Origin of the sequence: Psychrosphaera sp. B3R10 (assembly GCF_018861025.1) — a bacterium.
Lineage (GTDB): Bacteria > Pseudomonadota > Gammaproteobacteria > Enterobacterales > Alteromonadaceae > Psychrosphaera > Psychrosphaera algicola.
Map to the genome: position 1 here is coordinate 82,138 of NZ_JAHKQH010000005.1, position 18,168 is coordinate 100,305.

14 protein-coding genes are annotated in these 18,168 nt (G+C 38.9%); 4 read left to right on the forward strand and 10 right to left on the reverse strand.

The window, feature by feature from the left end:
- Positions 1 to 3: 3 nt before the first annotated feature.
- From KO525_RS19925 to KO525_RS01115, 9 genes are all read right to left on the reverse strand, one after another.
- Positions 4 to 1,164: a glycosyltransferase gene (locus KO525_RS19925; protein ID WP_215961946.1), complete on the reverse strand. Its 1,161-nt coding sequence runs from the start codon at positions 1,162 to 1,164 to the stop codon at positions 4 to 6.
- The gene (locus KO525_RS01080) at positions 1,151 to 2,626 is read right to left on the reverse strand and encodes a lipopolysaccharide biosynthesis protein (protein WP_215961947.1); all 1,476 of its coding nucleotides are present in this window, start codon (positions 2,624 to 2,626) and stop codon (positions 1,151 to 1,153) included. The genes KO525_RS19925 and KO525_RS01080 overlap by 14 nt, the downstream gene beginning before the upstream one ends.
- A 251-nt stretch (positions 2,627 to 2,877) precedes the next feature.
- Positions 2,878 to 4,152 (reverse strand): O-antigen ligase family protein, encoded by a 1,275-nt coding sequence (locus KO525_RS01085; protein ID WP_215961948.1) that lies wholly within the window; start codon positions 4,150 to 4,152, stop codon positions 2,878 to 2,880.
- Positions 4,153 to 4,155: 3 nt separating this feature from the next.
- Complete coding sequence (locus KO525_RS01090; RefSeq protein WP_215961949.1) at positions 4,156 to 5,301, reverse strand: glycosyltransferase family 4 protein; 1,146 nt, start codon at positions 5,299 to 5,301, stop codon at positions 4,156 to 4,158.
- A gap of 1 nt (position 5,302) precedes the next feature.
- Positions 5,303 to 7,207, reverse strand: coding sequence for an asparagine synthase (glutamine-hydrolyzing) (asnB, locus tag KO525_RS01095; RefSeq protein ID WP_215961950.1), 1,905 nt, complete (start codon positions 7,205 to 7,207; stop codon positions 5,303 to 5,305).
- Between the two features lie 2 nt (positions 7,208 to 7,209).
- The gene (locus KO525_RS01100; protein WP_215961951.1) at positions 7,210 to 8,022 is read right to left on the reverse strand and encodes a glycosyltransferase family 2 protein; all 813 of its coding nucleotides are present in this window, start codon (positions 8,020 to 8,022) and stop codon (positions 7,210 to 7,212) included.
- Between the two features lies 1 nt (position 8,023).
- On the reverse strand, positions 8,024 to 9,517 hold the full coding sequence (xrtA, locus tag KO525_RS01105; protein ID WP_215961952.1) for an exosortase A: 1,494 nt from the start codon (positions 9,515 to 9,517) through the stop codon (positions 8,024 to 8,026).
- Positions 9,514 to 10,353: an XrtA system polysaccharide deacetylase gene (locus KO525_RS01110; protein WP_371744361.1), complete on the reverse strand. Its 840-nt coding sequence runs from the start codon at positions 10,351 to 10,353 to the stop codon at positions 9,514 to 9,516. Before KO525_RS01110 ends, xrtA begins: the two co-directional genes overlap by 4 nt.
- Before the next feature lie 5 nt (positions 10,354 to 10,358).
- On the reverse strand, positions 10,359 to 11,723 hold the full coding sequence (locus tag KO525_RS01115; protein ID WP_215961982.1) for a TIGR03013 family XrtA/PEP-CTERM system glycosyltransferase: 1,365 nt from the start codon (positions 11,721 to 11,723) through the stop codon (positions 10,359 to 10,361).
- 253 nt (positions 11,724 to 11,976) lie between these two features.
- Between KO525_RS01115 and KO525_RS01120 the strand changes: the two genes are divergently transcribed.
- From KO525_RS01120 to KO525_RS01135, 4 genes are read left to right on the forward strand one after another with little or no spacing between them, the layout of a single operon-like run.
- On the forward strand, positions 11,977 to 12,591 hold the full coding sequence (locus KO525_RS01120) for an XrtA/PEP-CTERM system exopolysaccharide export protein (RefSeq protein ID WP_215961954.1): 615 nt from the start codon (positions 11,977 to 11,979) through the stop codon (positions 12,589 to 12,591).
- Positions 12,592 to 12,645: 54 nt separating this feature from the next.
- Positions 12,646 to 14,229, forward strand: coding sequence for an XrtA system polysaccharide chain length determinant (locus tag KO525_RS01125; protein WP_215961955.1), 1,584 nt, complete (start codon positions 12,646 to 12,648; stop codon positions 14,227 to 14,229).
- Positions 14,226 to 15,470 carry an XrtA-associated tyrosine autokinase gene (locus KO525_RS01130; protein WP_215961956.1) on the forward strand — a complete coding sequence of 415 codons (1,245 nt, stop codon included), beginning with the start codon at positions 14,226 to 14,228 and terminating at the stop codon, positions 15,468 to 15,470. Before KO525_RS01125 ends, KO525_RS01130 begins: the two co-directional genes overlap by 4 nt.
- Positions 15,471 to 15,481: 11 nt before the next feature.
- The gene (locus KO525_RS01135; protein ID WP_215961957.1) at positions 15,482 to 17,092 is read left to right on the forward strand and encodes a hypothetical protein; all 1,611 of its coding nucleotides are present in this window, start codon (positions 15,482 to 15,484) and stop codon (positions 17,090 to 17,092) included.
- A 113-nt stretch (positions 17,093 to 17,205) separates the two neighbouring features.
- Here the strand turns inward: KO525_RS01135 and KO525_RS01140 are convergent, their stop codons facing one another.
- Positions 17,206 to 17,985 (reverse strand): DUF4097 family beta strand repeat-containing protein, encoded by a 780-nt coding sequence (locus KO525_RS01140; protein WP_215961958.1) that lies wholly within the window; start codon positions 17,983 to 17,985, stop codon positions 17,206 to 17,208.
- Between the last annotated feature and the right edge of the window lie 183 nt (positions 17,986 to 18,168).

An 18,168-nucleotide genomic window follows, 5' to 3' on the forward strand; every position in this document is an offset into this window, starting at 1 on the left:
CAATTATCTTTTAACGGTACGTGATACCATATCCGAAATAAGTTCTAAAACTTTTTCTGCTCTAGAATTCCAGGTGTTTTGCTCGGCAACCGAGCGACGCTTTTCAACCGCAGTATTGCTATATTCTTGTTTATTATGCTGAATACTCTTGATCGCTGTAATCCAACCTGCCGCATCAGCCCTTATTTGCAATACGTGTTCAAACTCAAATGCGCTATCGATAGGTGAGCATATTATAGGTTTTCCTACAGCAAGGTACTCATGTAACTTGAGAGGATAGCCGGCATTAGCAAATGACTCTGGATCTGTTCGATATGGTATAATATTGATATCCATAGCGTTCATGTATGTAGGGACGTCACTAAGGTCTTTGTTCCCGAGAAATGTAATATTAGGTAAACTTTTTAGTTGTTCCATATGAGGTTTTTGAAATGGATCTATTCGGCCTTCAGCTCCAACCACATAAAATTCTATTTCAGGAAGTTGGCTAAAAATTTCAGCTAGTAATTTTATATCAATTTTAGAGTTTATAGAGCCTGTGTATCCAACTTTAAAACCTTGAGAATGGCTAACCCCTTTAGCTTTTTTATAGTTTTTTGAGAATAAATTATAATCAACCCCATTTGGCACAAAATAAACATTTTTGGTCATTTCTTTATAATTTTTTTCGAGCAATGCGGAGGTTGTAATGACTAGGTTTGCAGTTTCTGCAAGGCGTTTGTTGCCAGCAATTGCTATGTCGTCTGAATATAGCTTTGTAAAATCATCGTAAGGGTGGAATACGATAAAGTCTGCATTTATGTCATCTTGATATTCGCTATACAGAGGATTAAAAATATAGAGCACAGTTTTTAGCTCAGGATCTAAATGCCTTTCTATTTGTCTACAAAAGTTATTTTTTACTAGTTTGTCGTAGAGCTTTAACTTAGGGACGCGGGGAATGATTTTGGCGCATTCTAAATTAAATACATTATCACGCTCGGTGGTCCTACCTAACAATGGAGATTTTTTAACTCTTGGTAATTTTAAGTCCCAATAAAATGGTGGCGCATTTGAATATATAACATTATGGTCTTTGCCAATAATGGAAAATATATGCTGGCGATTCATCCAAACATCATCCCAGCGATTTGGGGCCAAAACCACAAAATTAAACTTTTCCACGAATCTTCCCAATTAGTTTAGTGATAGCTAACAAAACATGTTTTTCTATGGAATTAGGTTTTCCACTAATTATCCAAATAAGTATTAGGCTTGCGCTGTAGGTAAATACACCACCAATTACCAAACTTAAAAAGTTAACCAAGCTAACGTCAATTTCATAATTTTGCTTTATAACAAATAGTACCAGGCACATAATAAGTGTTGATAAAGTTGACCTAAAATTAACATAAATCACTTTTAAAAGAGATATGTTTATTTCGTATTTTAACCAAACATAGGCAACTATCATATTGGCAATGGCGGTATAAACCAAAGCTTCGGCTGGGTCTTCTACTGAGTTGGTCAAATCAAAAATATATAGAAAAATAAAAAATGACAATATTCTAATACCAGAAATAAAAGTGGTGATTTTAGGTTTTCCTATTGCAAGAAAGACATAACCATTGTTTGAGGAAATTGAGCTGAAAAAGGCAAACAAACTTAAAAGTTGAACAACAGGAATAGCGTCCAGCCATTTTTCACCTAATACAACTGGCACAAAATAATCCGCAGTCATAAATAAGCCCATTGATGCAGGTAGCGCTATTATAGTGATCATCGAGGTTGTTTTATAAAACAGTTCACGCAATTGTTCTGGGTTATTTTTCTCTTTTGAATAAGCTGGAAATGAAGCTTTGTTAATTGGCGCTGCAATTTCAGTCGACGGAAGAGTCGCCATCTCTTTACTTATATTATAAATACCGGCAGCAGAGGTCGAAATTAATTTTCCAACGAGTAAATCAATACTCTTATTATTTATGTAATAAAAGAAGTTATTTAACATTAACCATTTTGAATAATTGAATAATGCTTTACTCCCTTTTAGGGTAAATGTTGGCTTATAAGCGATCATCATATAACTGAAGACAATATTTATTAGCGATAAAAAGATAGTGCCGTATACCAAAGCCCAGTAGCTTTGTAACTGGTACGCCAAGAATAACGTAAGAAAAAAACTGAGGAACTTTGGCAAAACTTGTAGTTTAAGTTCTTTTGCAAAATCCATATTGATTTGGAAATCAACTATTTTGATATTTTTACAGCCATTGATGAAAAATAAACTGGCGAGGACGTAAAATACAGGTTCGAGTCTAGGTTCATTAAAAAATGAAGATAGGCTCTCTGATGCCAATAACATCGCCAAACTAGCGAGAATTCCAAATATAAAGTTTACTGTAAACGCCGCATCATAATCAGACTTAACGGGCGTGTTTTTTTGGATTAGTGCCGTATTAAATCCAAATTCGCCAAATAGACTAATAAAGGCGTAAATAGACATTGCTATTGCGGCAACACCAAAGTCTTCTGGTGAAAGTATACGAACTAAAATTAAAGAGCTAATAATTCCTAACAGATTAACAATTAACCTAGTGAGGAGCATCAAAATTGCTCCTGAAGCTAATTTAGAAGAGGTATCAGACATATTGTTCTTCAAAAAGTGTGTTTGTAATTATGGAACTGGAAAGACTACATATTTTGTTAAATATGTTTTTGGAATAATAATTAGAAAATAAATTATCAAATTGTATTTTATCGGACCAAGCAAAAAGCACTCGTTCGCTGTCCGGATAATTTAGGGGAGTTATCAATTTAATGTTAGTTACCTTCTTTATTTTTTAGTGTTTCCTATACATGTAAAAAGCTACGAATAGAAATTTGTTATTCATTCAACAACTAAGTTTGTTGTTTTTTGTCATTCATTTTGTCTGATAAATTTACGGAAGCGCCGACTAAAGCAACAAGCCAAATTGAGATTTCAAGCACTTTACTATTCGAGAACTGACTAGCAACCATAACACCAACTAATCCTGCCACAAAGCTCAATAATATTAATGACAGATTAGAGTTTATTCCAAATGTAGATTGAACTAATTTAACATTTTTAATTGTGCTTATTATGAAGAGAAAATAAAGTAAACTGCCAATCACACCATGATCTACCAAAAAAGACATTGTAATATTATGGGAACCTCTGCGACCACCTGCTTCAGTTTTAGTCATAAATTCTTCATCAATATACATGGGGCTCAAAATTAACGTTCCTCTGTGACCGTATCCGGCCAATAAATGGTCTTTAAACATCCCCCATTGTCCCTCGATAATTACAAACCTTGAATAAGCACTTTTATCAACGGATTCAGTATCGTCAGCTTTTACCACTTGATTAACCCGTTCCATAATGAGAGGGCCGACTAACATAGAACCTAAGACAAGTGCAGCGAGGGCCCACTTTCTTATTTGGGCCTTTTTTTCTTTTGGGCTATACCAAATGAAAAATAACCCAGAAATTAATAGTCCTACTAAACCGCCGCGACTTCCTGCCATAAAAAATAGATTAGCGGTTAGTGCAAGGGGGATAAATATGAAGTACTTACGTTTTAAATTAGTCAATATGATGATAGAGGACATTAATATTATGGGGATAAGGTGAATGGACAAAAGGTTGCTGTCTTCTATTCCCGGCAGTCCGGCGGCCTCAAATCTACCTCTTTGATGCGTTTGTATCGCATTTAACCCTATATATGCACTGCCCAAGACATTAGCAACAATTACAGCTATCAGTCTAAGTTCAGTATTAACTAAAGTTAGTATCAAAAAGTACAGCACAATAAGTTTAAAGAGAAGAATGACATAGACTTGATGTAAAGATGGTATGTCGACCCACATTAATTGCAGGCAAACATAGCCAAAAAACAATAAAAGGATCTTTGTTTCTTTTGGTTTTAACCAAGCCTTTAAATCTTTTTCGTGAATAAATGTACTAATTAGTGTTAGTAACGCGACGATTAACGTCCACCGCATTTCTGGTATGAAACTTCCCCAGTATTTTCCTGGTGGGTGCATATAATAAACAAAAAAATATAATAATAACCCAGCAAATGGGCGCTTTAGGGTGTAAATACAACCTAATGCAAATATCGCCAAGAAAAATAGTGCAGTAATTGGCATTTGCTATTTTCTCTGGGAACTTTTAATTAAATTTGCTATTTCAATCACACGTTTTGAATTTTCGTGCCAGACAAAGCGTTTTTCAATAACGCTGTTTTTGACGGCTTCGCGTTTTTCAATGTAGTTTTGGTAATTAACAATGGCGTCATTTAAGCTAGATTTGAATGAGGCTTGATTGCCTTTTTCAAAAAACACGGCGGTATCGTCACTTAGTATTTCTTCGATGTTTGGTGTTTTTGGGGCGATTATTAAGCTACCTACAGCCATGTATTCAAACATTTTTAAAGGCGAGGCATAGGCGGTTACGTCCGGCTGCAGCGATATGTCGAACTGTTTTACGAAGTCCAAAACTTTATCGCGTGTGATCAGGCCTTTAAACTCAACTTTGTCGGCAATGCCGAGGTCAGCGGCTTGTTGCTTTAGTTCTGGAAGGATTGTGCCGTCACCTATGCATACTAGCTTTAATGGCAAATCTTTATGTTCTGCGATGGCCTCAATGGCTTTGTCCATGCCGTGCCACGGGTGAATAAAGCCGGTAAAACCAATAATGATTTGTTGCTTGTCTAAATCAATTGGTGTTGCCAACATTTCATCTATAAACGGTTGGCGTACGCCATTATGGATAACCGTAATTTTGTTTTCATTTACCCCTGCATCACGTAAATGATCAGCAAGTACGTCTGTGACAGGAAGGCAATGGTCCGCACCTTTCCAGGTATAATTTTCTATCCATTTGGCGAAGCGTTTTAACGATAAGCCGCTATAACGACTGCGTTCTTCCACAAGCGGCGCGTTTACTTCTAGGATTAAGGGAACGTTAAATAACTTAGCGGCTAAGATGCCCGCTGGCTGATATAGGTTGTAACGCTCATAGATAAATTCGGGTTTAAACTCTTTAATGGCTTTTACCAACTTGATAAAAATCCAAAGGCTGTAGGTCAGTTCTAACAATTCGTAAATAAACGCTGGTAATGCGTTTTTTAATTTGCTGACAAATCCGCCGTCGTGACCAAAGTCTGATTGCTCGTTAACTTGAGGTGCAACAAACTTTAATTCGTGGCCTTGATCTAAAAAGGCATTTGTCAGTTCTTCAACGTGAACATATTGTCCATCTTTTGAAGCGATTCTATGATGATATAAAATTTTCATATTAGTTTTTCGCGTTAGCCTTTTTTAAAAATCGCGCAAAGACTGCAATAGACCATAACGACATGCCAAGGTTGTTTTTCCCTTTCAGGTGCAGTGTTATTAAGTTTTCAATATGGTCAGTGTTAAACATGCCAGCTTTACTCAATGTGTCAATGTCTACAATGTCCCTAACTTTTTCCGGTGGCATCATTCTAAACCACTCGTCCATTGGGGAAGTAAAACTCTTTTTACTCTTATGCAAAATTTTGTGGGGTAACAAGTTTTTGGCTATTTTACGGAGCAATAGTTTAGATTTGCTGCCTTTAATATTTTCGTTACTTGCGTGGCCAATCCAGTTTTGGACGAGTCGGTGATCTAAAAACGGAACTCGTACTTCTATTGAGTTTGCCATGCTGGTTCTATCTACCTTAGTGAGGATGTTGGAAGGTAAATACGTTTTAAAATCGATGTACTGGGCTTTTTTTATTGGGTCGTTTATTTTGACTTTTGCCGCAAGGTTTTGAAAAATCTGCTTGCTAGAGTAACCATTGTTTTTGGTATTAAACTCACTATTAAAGATGAGTTGGGTTTGGCAATCTGAGTTGAGGCTCATTGCTTCATGGAAATTATCTATGATGTCGCCGGTTAAACTTTTAAATGTAGATTGCGCTCGTAAAAATTGTGGCGCCCATGCCAGCGTTGGATAAAACTTTGCGAGTGATCCAAAAATAACATTGTGAATTGGTTTTGGGAAAATGCGTCTTAATTGGGTTTCCAATTTTAACATTCGATAGTTTCGGTAACCTAAAAATAGCTCGTCGGCACCATCCCCTGACAATACAACTTTTACTCGTTTTGCCGCCTGCTTGGAGATCAAATAGGTTGGGATGGTCGAGTTATCTGCAAAAGGTTCGTCAAACATATCAATAATGTCATCTAAATATTCGAAGGCATTCGCAGAGACAATGATGTCAGTATGGTCTGTATTAAAAAGGTTTGCAGTGGTTTGTGCATCGGCCGACTCGTCATATTCTTTTGTGTCAAACCCCATAGAGTAAGTACAGACTTTAGACGTTTTAGACATAGTTGAAACAATCACTGAAGAGTCCAGTCCGCCGGATAAAAACGCGCCTACTGGCACATCGGCAACTGTACGCATGTTGATGCTGTCGGTTAGGGTTTTGAGTCCGTTGTCGATATCTGAATCTGGAGTCTCTGACAGATGCTTGTTGATAGAATCTAAACAATCCCAATATTGCACGGGTTCGGCATTTGTTATGTCATCGAGATGGGCTGAAATATAATGCCCAGCTTCAAGCTTGTTGTAATTGTCGTAGATGCATTTAGGTTCTGGAACATACCCCAATGAAAAATAATCATGAATAGCGGAAGTATTGAGTGTTTTGTTGTTGTCGTTGAGGATTAACGATTTTAATTCTGAGGCGAAATAAATGGAATTGTCATCTGGTTTAGTCCAGAACAAAGGTTTAATACCGAGTCGGTCCCGTGCAGCAAAAAACAAATTGGCGGCTTGGTCCCAAACGACAAACGAGAACATGCCATTGAGGTGTTTTAAACAATCATGTTGCCACTGTAGCCAGCAATGTAGGAGTACTTCGGTATCACTGTCAGAATGAAAGGTGTGACCCAATTTGACTAAGGTTTGTTTTAATTCTTTGTAGTTGTAAATTTCGCCGTTAAAGACAATTTGTACATTGCCGCAGTCGGATGCTGCGGGTTGTTGACCATTTGCTAAATCAATTATAGATAGGCGCTTATGCCCGAGTGCAACCGTATTATCATCGTTAAAATAGTAGCCAGTTTCATCCGGGCCACGATGATGCAACGTCTCGGTCATCTCAATAAATTGAGATTGTGGATATAGGTTTGTTTTACTATTTACAAACCCTGCAACAAGTCCGCACATATCTACTTATGCCTCGGCATTGTTTTATATAAAGAACGCAAACTCCAGAAATATTTATGTTTGTTAAAAAGGTAGAACAAGCCTTTTAAATGTGAAAAGTGGAATTTGGTCAGTTTAAAGCCACGGGACAATTCTTGAGCGTCGTGCACCATTTCTTGCATCGGCACGTAGGTAATTTGAAAACCCGCTTTCCATACTCTGACGCAGTAATCTACGTCTTCTGGAGAATAGAATATGTTTTCATCCAAAAGGCCCGTTGCGTCTGTACATTCTTTAGTTAATAACCAACAGGCTGAAATTGCGTAGTCGACGGCAATAGGGTGGGTTAATTGACTAAGTTCTTCGTTCTTTTTTTCAATGGTTTTTAAGAACAAAAAGCGTTTGGCTTTTTGCAACAGCGTTGGGAATTGGTCACAAGACAATTGAAAGTTACCACTGGCGTAGGTCAGCTTAGGTACTGCCATGCCGGTCTGAGGGTTGTCTTGTAAGTTTGTGATTAGTTCTTCTAACACATTGATATTAATATATGCGTCGGAGTCTAAAACGAGAATGTACTTACCTGTTGCCTGTTTGATAGCTGAATTGCGGGAAAAGGTAGTACCGGTATTTTCTTTAAAAATGATTGGCTTAATTAAGTCGGGATATTGCGCTTTATAATCGTCGATTATTGCCGGACTATTGTCTTTTGAACCGTTCTCTACGACGAAAATTTCAGCCAACTCATTTTTTGTATTAAGTGTTTCAATCAAGCTATCTAAACATTTTGGAAGTGTTTTTGCTGAATTGAACGACAAAATAACCACTGATATATACATGTTAAGACCTATTAAGTTGATTTAACTGGACTGAAAATAGTGTTTTTAATTGTTCGACTGAAACTATCGACTCTTCTGCTGAGATGATGTGCGCCGTGCCACCATGGTCAGTGTTTTTAATTTTGGCGATAAGTTGCAACAATTTCACTTTGCCCACATTGGTTTCGAAGTTTTCACCAACTTGGTAAGTCACTAAAATATTAATTTTTAAGCCAGAGAGACTGACAATGTGGATGTGCTTCACCTGTAAAGTGCTGTTATTCACTTCGATTTCAGCCGTTTTAACATACTTCTGGCTAAATATTTCATCACTAAATATACGATTATTAAAGGTAATTAGTTCTTTTTCACCGAGTTCGTCAAAATACGAAATGACAAAATAATGCGCTGGATTTACACCAACTTGCACTGGTTTGTAGTCATAGAGGTCGGGGCTGTCAAATACAGGTGCCCATGGGATCGACTTTTGTACTTTGGCAATATCGAGTTGTTGTGAGTCCGTTTTGTTATTAACGGTAACGCTTTCTTGCTGGTCTGGTTCAATTACGTGAAGCATAACTGGAAATACAAGTAGGCTTAATGCAATTGCTGTTGCGAGCAGAGGGGTTGGCGGCACATAATTTAACGCGTCTTCTTTCTCACTTGGTTGTTCAGAGCTTTTGTCTTGAAGCCTAGAGCCGATATAAAAAAGTGACAGTAAAACAAAACTGAAGAATATCCATCCATACACTAAATGGTCAAACCCAGTTGCGGCTTCCACGCTTACATAATAGCCGATAACAACGATGATAAAGACCCGCATCCCATTTGCTAGAATTGGGAAGATAAAGCTAAGTAGGATAAAGAACCATCGTTTTTTGACGTCGGTAATTGCTAACAACGCAAAAAAGATACCTAACGTAAATGACGAAATTAAAAACCGTATACCACTACAGGCCTCTGCCACTAAAAAGTTAGCGTTAGGAATAGAGATATATAGGCCGTCATTGTATACAGGGATACCAATGAGATTAACCAACCAGACTGAAATGACAGCGGTTATTTGCTGCAAATGAGGTATCAGAAAGTCACCAAAGGGGACAGCAAAAAAGAGGAACAGTAATGGCCCTTTAAATTGGTTTAATATTGTAAACCCAAAACGGAATAAGACATAGCTAGGAACCAGAGCAACAATAGAGAAGTGACTGATTAAATTGATTTTTACGAGATTACCGCAAAGCCACATAAAGCCAAAAAAGAGAATAGCTACTAGGCCAATGAGATTGGGCTTGGTGGCGGGCAGTTGCAAATATTTACAGCGTTGCCAAATGAGGTAGATTGACATCGGGATGATTAAGATCCCATGACTGTAGGTTTCTGACGTTGTCCACAATTCGTATATCGCAAACGATGTATTGGCATACGCGACTACGATCATAATCGTTAGGAGGATCAGTTCAAAAACAACTCCTTGTTTGATAAATTTACTGGCAAACGTCCTGTTCATTGTTGTCATAGAAACTCACTGTACACCGACTTCATTGACGACCATTCATAATCGTCGAGTAAATGGATTAGTTTATTCTCCATTCGAGACAAATTAACGTAATGTCTGAATTTTGAAAGCAATGGTGCACCTTTAACGCGAGGTTGGTCAGGATCTATTTCCCACGGGTGGAAATAAAAACTGTAGGGTGCGTTTTCTTCTTTTAAAAATCGTTCAATTCGTCTTTTAGATAACCAATAAGGGTAAAGTCTAAAAAAGCCGCCGCCGCCAATTCCTTGGTTTTTATCATTATTACGAAGTGTTGGGATAGGGATCTCTAAAATCCCTTCTGGGCGAATGTGGGCAAATCGTGGCCAATCTGGTGTGCCGTATAAGTCATGTTCTATCGGGTAAGTACTGGAACTGTACTTGAATCCAAGTTCAACCAACAGCTCAAACGCCCATTGGTTGTCTTTACCAATAGAAAAACTCGGGGCGCGATAGCCTATAACTTTTTCACCAGTTAATGATTCAAGTCTGTCTAAGCTTTGACTAATGTCGTCTTTAAGCTCTGGGCGAGTCATTGTTGTAGCACGGCGATGATTTGTGCCGTGACTCGCAATTTCATGACCCTGAGCATGGATTTCTTTTATCAATTCTGGAAATGCTTCCGCAACCCAACCTAAGATAAAAAACGTCGCTTTAGTGTCTTTTTTTGCAAATAAATCGAGAAGACGTCGAGTATTGTAGTCGACAGTCGGTTTGCAACTTGACCAATCACTTGGTGAAATTTGCTTCTCAAAAGCAGAAACGTGGAAGTAATCTTCCACGTCCACTGTCATTGCATGTTTTGTGTTGACGTTGATTGTCATTAACGTCCTTTACCAAACAAGATGATTTCAATAGTTCTGACCAGTATTAACAGGTCTAATAAAATACTTCTGCGCTTAATGTAGTACAAGTCAAACTTTAATTTTTCTAGTGAATCATTAACACTTGAACCGTATGGGTAGTTTAATTGCGCCCAGCCAGTTAACCCTGGTTTTACATTATGGCGATGATTGTAATACGGGATTTCTTTGATAAGTTCTTTAACAAATTCAGGACGTTCAGGGCGTGGCCCCACAAAATCCATTTCGCCTTTAAAGACGTTAAATAGCTGTGGTAACTCATCAATTCGATATTTTCTAAGCGCAGCGCCAATTTTAGTCACACGATTGTCTGACTTAGTGGCCCATTGAGCTCCATCTTTTTCCGCATCTTGGCGCATGCTTCTAAACTTGATGATCTCAAACAAGTTGCCGTCCATTCCAACGCGCGTTTGTTTATAAAATATTGTGCCGCCCTTTTTATGCCCATCTTCGATATAAATGAGTAACGAAGTAACGAGGATAATTGGCCAAGTAAACAAGAACACAAGAACCGCCAAAACCACATTTAACGTATAGTCCAATGCGACACGAATATAATGGCGTGACTGGAAACCATTTGAGTAGATTACCCACGAAGGGTAAATGAGATTAACCGCAACTTGGCCTGTTTCTTCTTCAATAAAATCTAAGATGTCTTTGACGACAACCCCTGTCATTTTACAGTCGAATAACGATTCTAATGGTAATGAACCACGGCGTTCGTCAGGTGCGATAACAATTTCATCGATACGATTTTCAGCGACATAAGCTTGAAGGTTGTCCAAAGAACCAATTTCCAAAATGTTTTCATTTCTTAATTGATCTTCTTTGTCGGTATTGAGTTTGATAAAGCCAACTAGCTTAAAGCCGCGTCTGTCGGCCTCTCGGCGCATTCTTTTCTCGATAATTGAAGCGCGTTCACCACTGCCGATGACAATGACACGTTTTTTCGTGATACCAAACATTTCGAATGTATTGGCCATAAATCGACTGATGAAGATAACGCTGACGGTTGCTAATAAGAATAAAGCAAATGCAATAGGGGCAATTTCGAGTTTTTGGAATGCATTAAACACTAAAATTTCGAATATACAGAAAGTCATGGCACCACTGACTAAACAGCGGCGATAAAGTCCGATATTACTGTCGCGTAATTTTACGTCGTATAGACCTACGGACAAATTGGTAATGTTTAGCAAAAGCGCGGTGGATAAGGGCATTAGCCACCATGCGTGATCGTAAACAGGCATGGTTAGACTGTTTTTAGATACAACAAAAAATGCGACCATACCTAACATTGTCGCCATTAATACGTCCAATACCATTAAGGTATTACTTCTGTGATTTATCGTTTTTTGGTGGAATACCTTTTTCAAAACGAATCCTAATTTTGTTGGAGTTTATAGTTATTATTGCACACATGATAATCAAATTGATTTTTGAAAGCTACGTCAATTTTGTAGTATTTTTACATCAATGGATTAATTTATGTACTTGATATCGAAATATAACAGTTCACATTTGCTTTAGTTTGATTACAATTCATTAATGACCTTTATTAAATAGAGTGGAACTGCTGTGAAATTGTTATTATTGGCTTCGTTGATAGTCCTTATTGCGGGATGTGCGTCTAAATCAAATTTACCCCCTGCAACAATTACCCCGTCTGCTATTAAAAGTGTAGAACAATATCAGTACCTTATAGGTCCTGGGGACTCAGTAAATATATTTGTTTGGCGTAACCCAGAGGTGTCGGGTTCGTTTGTTGTTCGTCCAGACGGAAAGATAACGACGTCGTTAGTCGAAGACATTCCGGTTAGTGGCAAAACAGCAACGCAGCTAGCAAGACAAATTGAAACCGTTTTAGGTCAATATATTAAGTCACCTATCGTAACGGTTAGTGTGGGCACATTTATTGGTCCTTTTAGCGAACAGGTTCGAGTCATCGGTGAAGCTGCCAATCCACAGGCGGTAAATTATCGACAAAATATGACGTTGTTAGATTTAATGATTCAGGTTGGCGGTTTAACTGAATACGCAGACGGCAATAGTGCTGTGTTAATCAGGGTTGAAAATGGACTGCAAAAAGAATATCAAGTTTCATTAAATGATTTAATTAAAGAAGGCGATATAAGCGCCAACGTCGACATCTTGCCAGGTGATATTATTATTGTTCCAGAAGATTGGTTCTAAATAATTTTAGTAGCGTTTTGGCCGACGAATATTAGGGTTTAAAAGGATAAATAAATGCAAGATCTTCAAGCCACCATACAAATGGTGCTCGATTACATCAAAGGGATTTGGATAAAGAAGCGCTTTATAATCATGTCTTCATGGTTAATCGTTCCACTCGGCCTTTTTTTAGTTGCGCAAATGCCGGACGTTTACGAATCGAAAGCAAAAGTCTTTGCTGACACGCGTTCAATGTTGCGCCCCTTATTACGTGGCTTGGCAATTCAGACCGATGCCAGTACTGAAATTCAACTCATCGCTAAAACACTTTTAAGCCGTCCTAATTTGGAAGAAATCGCCCGTAATACCGACATGGATATTAAGGCGAGTTCACCTCAAGAGTTCAACGAGATTGTTGAAAAACTGCGTGAAGACATTAATTTTAATTCTGGCGGTAGAGAAAATATTTATACCATTTCTTATACTGGGCAGGATCCTCAGTTGGCGAAACGTGTGGTATCAGCCACGCTGGATAAGTTTGTTGAAAGTTCGCTAGGGCAAAATCGTCAAGACTCGGACACCGCGTCTAAATTTTTAGATGAACAACTTGAAGAATATTCGCAACGTCTTTCCGCTGCAGAGCAACGACTAGCAACGTTTAAAAAGCAATATGGCGATATGATGGCGGGCAGTGGTAGTGGCTACTATCAAGAAGTTTCAAATCTAAAAAGCCGTATAGAGGCAATTGATTTAGAAATTTCTGAAAAATCAACACAACTGCAAAGCTTGAAAGACAAATTTTCTAGCAGCACAAATATTGACAACAAGTCAGAACATTCAAACATTGCCACTCAATACGATGCTCGTATTAAACAACTGCAAGCGAACTTAGATGACCTGCAAATTCGTTTTACGGATAAACACCCAGATGTTGTGCAAACTCGTGAAAAGCTTGATCATTTAGTTAACTTAAGAAAAACAGAAATCGAAGAGTTAATGACCAGTGTTGCAGATGGGCAAGTTGCGTCGGGCACGTTGAGTGAAAATGCGATTGTGCAGGATTTATCAATCGCGATGAATAATCTCGACAGTAACATTGCATCGTTAACCGTTCGCCGTCAAAGCTTTAAAGAGAAGTTGGATGAGCTAGACCAAAAACTCGATCTTATTCCAGACATCGAAGCTAAGCAGTCGGCATTAAACCGTGACTACGGTATTACAAAAGGCAAATACGAAGAGCTATTGAGCCGTAAAGAATCGGCAGACTTGTCGCGTAAAGCTGATATGTCTGCAGAAGAAGTTAAATTTAGAATAATTGAGCCACCGATGGTGCCTCTGCAACCTACTGGGCCAAAACGTTTAATACTTTATACTGTGGTCACCATTTTGGGCTTTGTAGCAGGTATTGCAGTTGCGTTTTTAGTTAGCCAATTGAACCCGGTCGTGGTCAGTGCAAACGCCTTAACTGAACTCACAAACCGACCTGTATTTGGTATGGTGACTGATATTCATCTAGAAGATGTTAAGAAACGAGATAAAAAACGTTTGTACGTATTTATTGCCTCAAGTGTTGTTGTGTTTGGAATGTATTTACTATTTATGGCAACGGAAATTGTAATGGAGACAACCCCGTTGAAGCTATTGGAGAGATTTCTATGAGTAGTATAGAAAAGGCGATGCAACGCCAAAAAAGTGCCGCCAAAATAGATAAGAATCAAACTTCAATAGAAGCCGCAGTGGATAATAAGAAAGTCTCTGCACCGACTGAGCAAACAGCCGACGCTATACAGACTCCAGCAGCGAGTGCCAAACCGTCTCAACCTGTAACGCCAAAGGTTAATAAGCAACTCGGCGCGGGTATATCTGAAGCTGAATTAGTCGCGGCAGGCATTGTTGAAGGTGAAAAAGTCAGTGCATCGCAGCCAGTTATTAAGCCGACTAATGCACACCGCGCCAGTGACAATACGCATATTTCTGCTGATAAAAAGTCTAAATCGTCTAGACCACCTTTGGTCATTGACTTAGAAGCGTTAGAAAAACGTGGTTTTGTTACGCTGCGAAATAAGCGTTCACTTATTAATGAAGAGTACCGAAGCATAAAACGTAAGTTACTTAGTAATGCGTTTGGTCCAATTTCAAAAACCATCAAACACAGTAATCTTATTTTGGTCAGTAGTTCAAAACCAAATGAAGGTAAGACATTTACGTCACTTAATTTGGCATTAAGCATTGCTTTAGAACAAGATAAAACCGTGTTGTTAGTTGACTCAGACGTGTTAAAACCGAGTGTATCTCGCGAATTAAACATAGGTAAAAATGTTGGTTTAATTGAGTACCTATTGGGTGAAGAAAAAGACGTTGCGTCGATTATGTATCACACCAATATTGACGGTTTAAGAGTTATTCCGGCTGGTTTACCGCATCATTTGTCAAACGAGCTTTTGTCGAGCGACAAAATGATGAAGTTAATCGAGGAATTTGCCACACGTTATCCAGACCGTATTGTTGTATTTGACGCACCACCTTTGTTAGGTGTGAACGAAACGGCCATTATGGCAGAGCAATGTGGCCAAGGCGTGGTTGTAGTTGAAGAGCACAAGTCTAAACTGGCGGATGTCAAAAAAGCGGTTGATTTATTACCTGCGGAAATGGCCGTTGGTTTTGTCATTAATAAAGTAACCAGTAGCTCGGAAGATCAGGGATATGGCTATTATTATGGCGCGTCTGAAGAGGACGAAGAAAAAGACGCTAAAGACGACGGAAAAAATAAAGGTAAAGATAAAGCTGCTAAAAAATCTAAGTCCGATGATAAAGCAAAAACAGACGACAAGAAAAAACCTGAAGACAAGGTAATAGCAGAAAAGGCTGAACCTGACTTAGCCAAAACCGACAAAAAGTAGATCTGATGTTTATGGCCAATATCTTTAAAAAGCAATATGTATACCGCGTAATAGGGGTATCAATAGCGACTTTTTTTAATGTTGGCCATGCGGCAGAAATTGATTTCAAACCCGCTGTTGAAATTAATTATATCCATGTCTTAGATACAGAAATCAGTCAGTTTAATTTTTCTAATCATGATGTTCTAACGGCAAGTCCGTCGTTTACCCTAGCTGGCCGAAGTCCAAATTGGCAGGGAAGTGTCACGGCGGACCATACTCAAATTAAGCAAATAGACGACGGCTTTGACGATGCCTCGTATTCCAACTTTGCGATTAATAACTTGCTCAATATGTATAAAGGGCGAGTCAATCTTACCGTTAATGCCTCTCGAAAAAACACCAATATTGATAGTTCGTTTGGTACTGTGTCTGATCCTATTTTTGGCCAGTCTGAATATGTTGATGTTGATTCTGTAAACTCAAGATTAACGCTAAGTACGTCTAGCAAATCTGTATGGCAGAATTCGTTGTCTTTAGGGGTGAGCAAAACCATATTTGACGAATCGCAAATTACCGATACGACAGCGACCACCTCTAATATTGTTAATGGTACAACAAAAACCGCCAGTGCTTCGCTTGGCTATGGCCAAAGGGCAAATCAGGTTCGCGGCGCGTTGCAGGCAAGTATGTCTCGCACTGACAGAGAAAACCGCGGTGAGCAGGACAGTATTTCGATGTATGCCAATATTGGGGTGCCTATTTGGCGAACCATTGATCTGGTACTTACAGGGTCAAAATTCAAAAATCTTATTGAAAACTCAGTATTAGACGATGAAGATCTTGAGTCTGAAAGTTACGGGGCTGGTCTCGCTTGGCGCTTTGGGCAACGTTCAAACATAGAGATTACTAGAAACAAAGAAACCCGCGGCCAGGATGATGAATATACGGGCTATAAACTTGAGTTTTATCCAAGTGCGCGGACAAGTTTAAGCTATGAAAAGAGCCAACGGTTTTATGGTGAATCCCATGCATTTAGGTTGCAGCATCAGGCGAAACGCTGGGGCATGAATATCAACTATGACGAGACGTTAGGTAGCCAAACCCGATTTAATCGAATTGAAGTGTCCCTAGGGGATTTTTTATGTCCCGAAGATGCCGCAACACAAGATGATTGTCAGCCGCTCGCAGAGTTACCGGACGCCATTGATGATGGGGAATTTGTTGCTGAGTTTTTCCAACCTGAATTTTCACTTGATGAGTTAGTGACATTAAGTAAAACCGGTACGGCTTCTGTCAATTATCGAATGAAAAAGGCAAATATCAGCTTTACATATAACCGTGGTGAAACCGAGTACTTAGAAACAAATGCGGTGCGTGAAACGTCTTCACGGACATTTAATTACGACCACACCATGTCGAGACGAAACAGTTTTGCCATCTCGTTGTCTGACTCAGATTCAACAGAGCAGGGCACTGGCGTGAGTCGTGAAGGTTATAAAGTTGATGTTAGTTTTAAACGTAAATTGACACGAAAAGCACTTGGTACAATTGCATTCAAACGTATTAGTAATACCACGTCTACAGGGCAACAAGACCGAAGAGATACTCGTGTCGAATTAACCTATCGCTACGCTTTTTAGCCTATTGTCATTTTGGCATCTTCAACGACAGCAATTACACCGAACAACAGTTAAGATGGAAGAAACAATGCAGAGGTACAGCTCTGCATTGTTTTTTAGCCAATACCAATACACTACAACGATAATACTTTTACACTGCCGCCGCTGGTACGTAATTTCAGTGTTGGCCCACCACCATTGATTTCACCGCGGATAGAACGTTTTTTAACACTTCCTGTTACCGCGAAATCGGTTTTTACTCGCCCGCCACTTGTTGAAGCGTCAAGGTCAACTTTTACATCTTCAATTAAATACGCAGTAATTGAGCCGCCCGATGTATCGAGTTTGGCATCGTCTTTTAATTGCTCAGCAAAAGTCACTCTAATGCTGCCGCCAGACGTATGGGCATTTAGTGAACCGTATACGTCTTCCGTTCTAATTGAACCGCCTGCGGTGTCGAGTCTTACATCTCCTTTAATGGTTCCAACATTAATAGAGCCACCCGAAGTATGTGCGATGACGTTACCGTTAAGATCGGAAATTTCAATTGAGCCACCTGAGGTGTCGACTTCGATATCAAACTCTTTTGGAATTGTAATGGTCAGCTCGACTTTCAGATCGCGATTCCATGAGCGTCCTTCTAATTCACCTCTGACTTTTAGGCTATTGCCCTTGAGGTCAGAATTGATGCTGAAATCGTCGCTATCTCTTCCTGTTATCCTAGCTTCGACCAACGCTGTAACTGCGTTGTGGGTCTGAATTTTGATCGAACCAGACTCTATTTTGACATTAAGTTTACCGCCAGCGGCAACGTTGAACTCTTGTTCATAGTCAGCAGCCATTGCGGAGAAAGCAACTAAAAGCGTTAGTAGCGTGAATGCCATGAGTTGTGACGTAATCTTGTGTATGTTCATTATGCGAACCCTATATTTTATTTGATTACTGACTTTGTCGCAGTAAATCACAAAAGGGTTTAAAAAAGATAAAAATAAATATTTAGGTAGGAATTTATCGTCATGAAAGCAGAAAGCAGAAAGTAGAAAATAAGAAGTTGGTGACGTTTATGGTCACCAACTTGTTATTTTTAGGGTGTAATT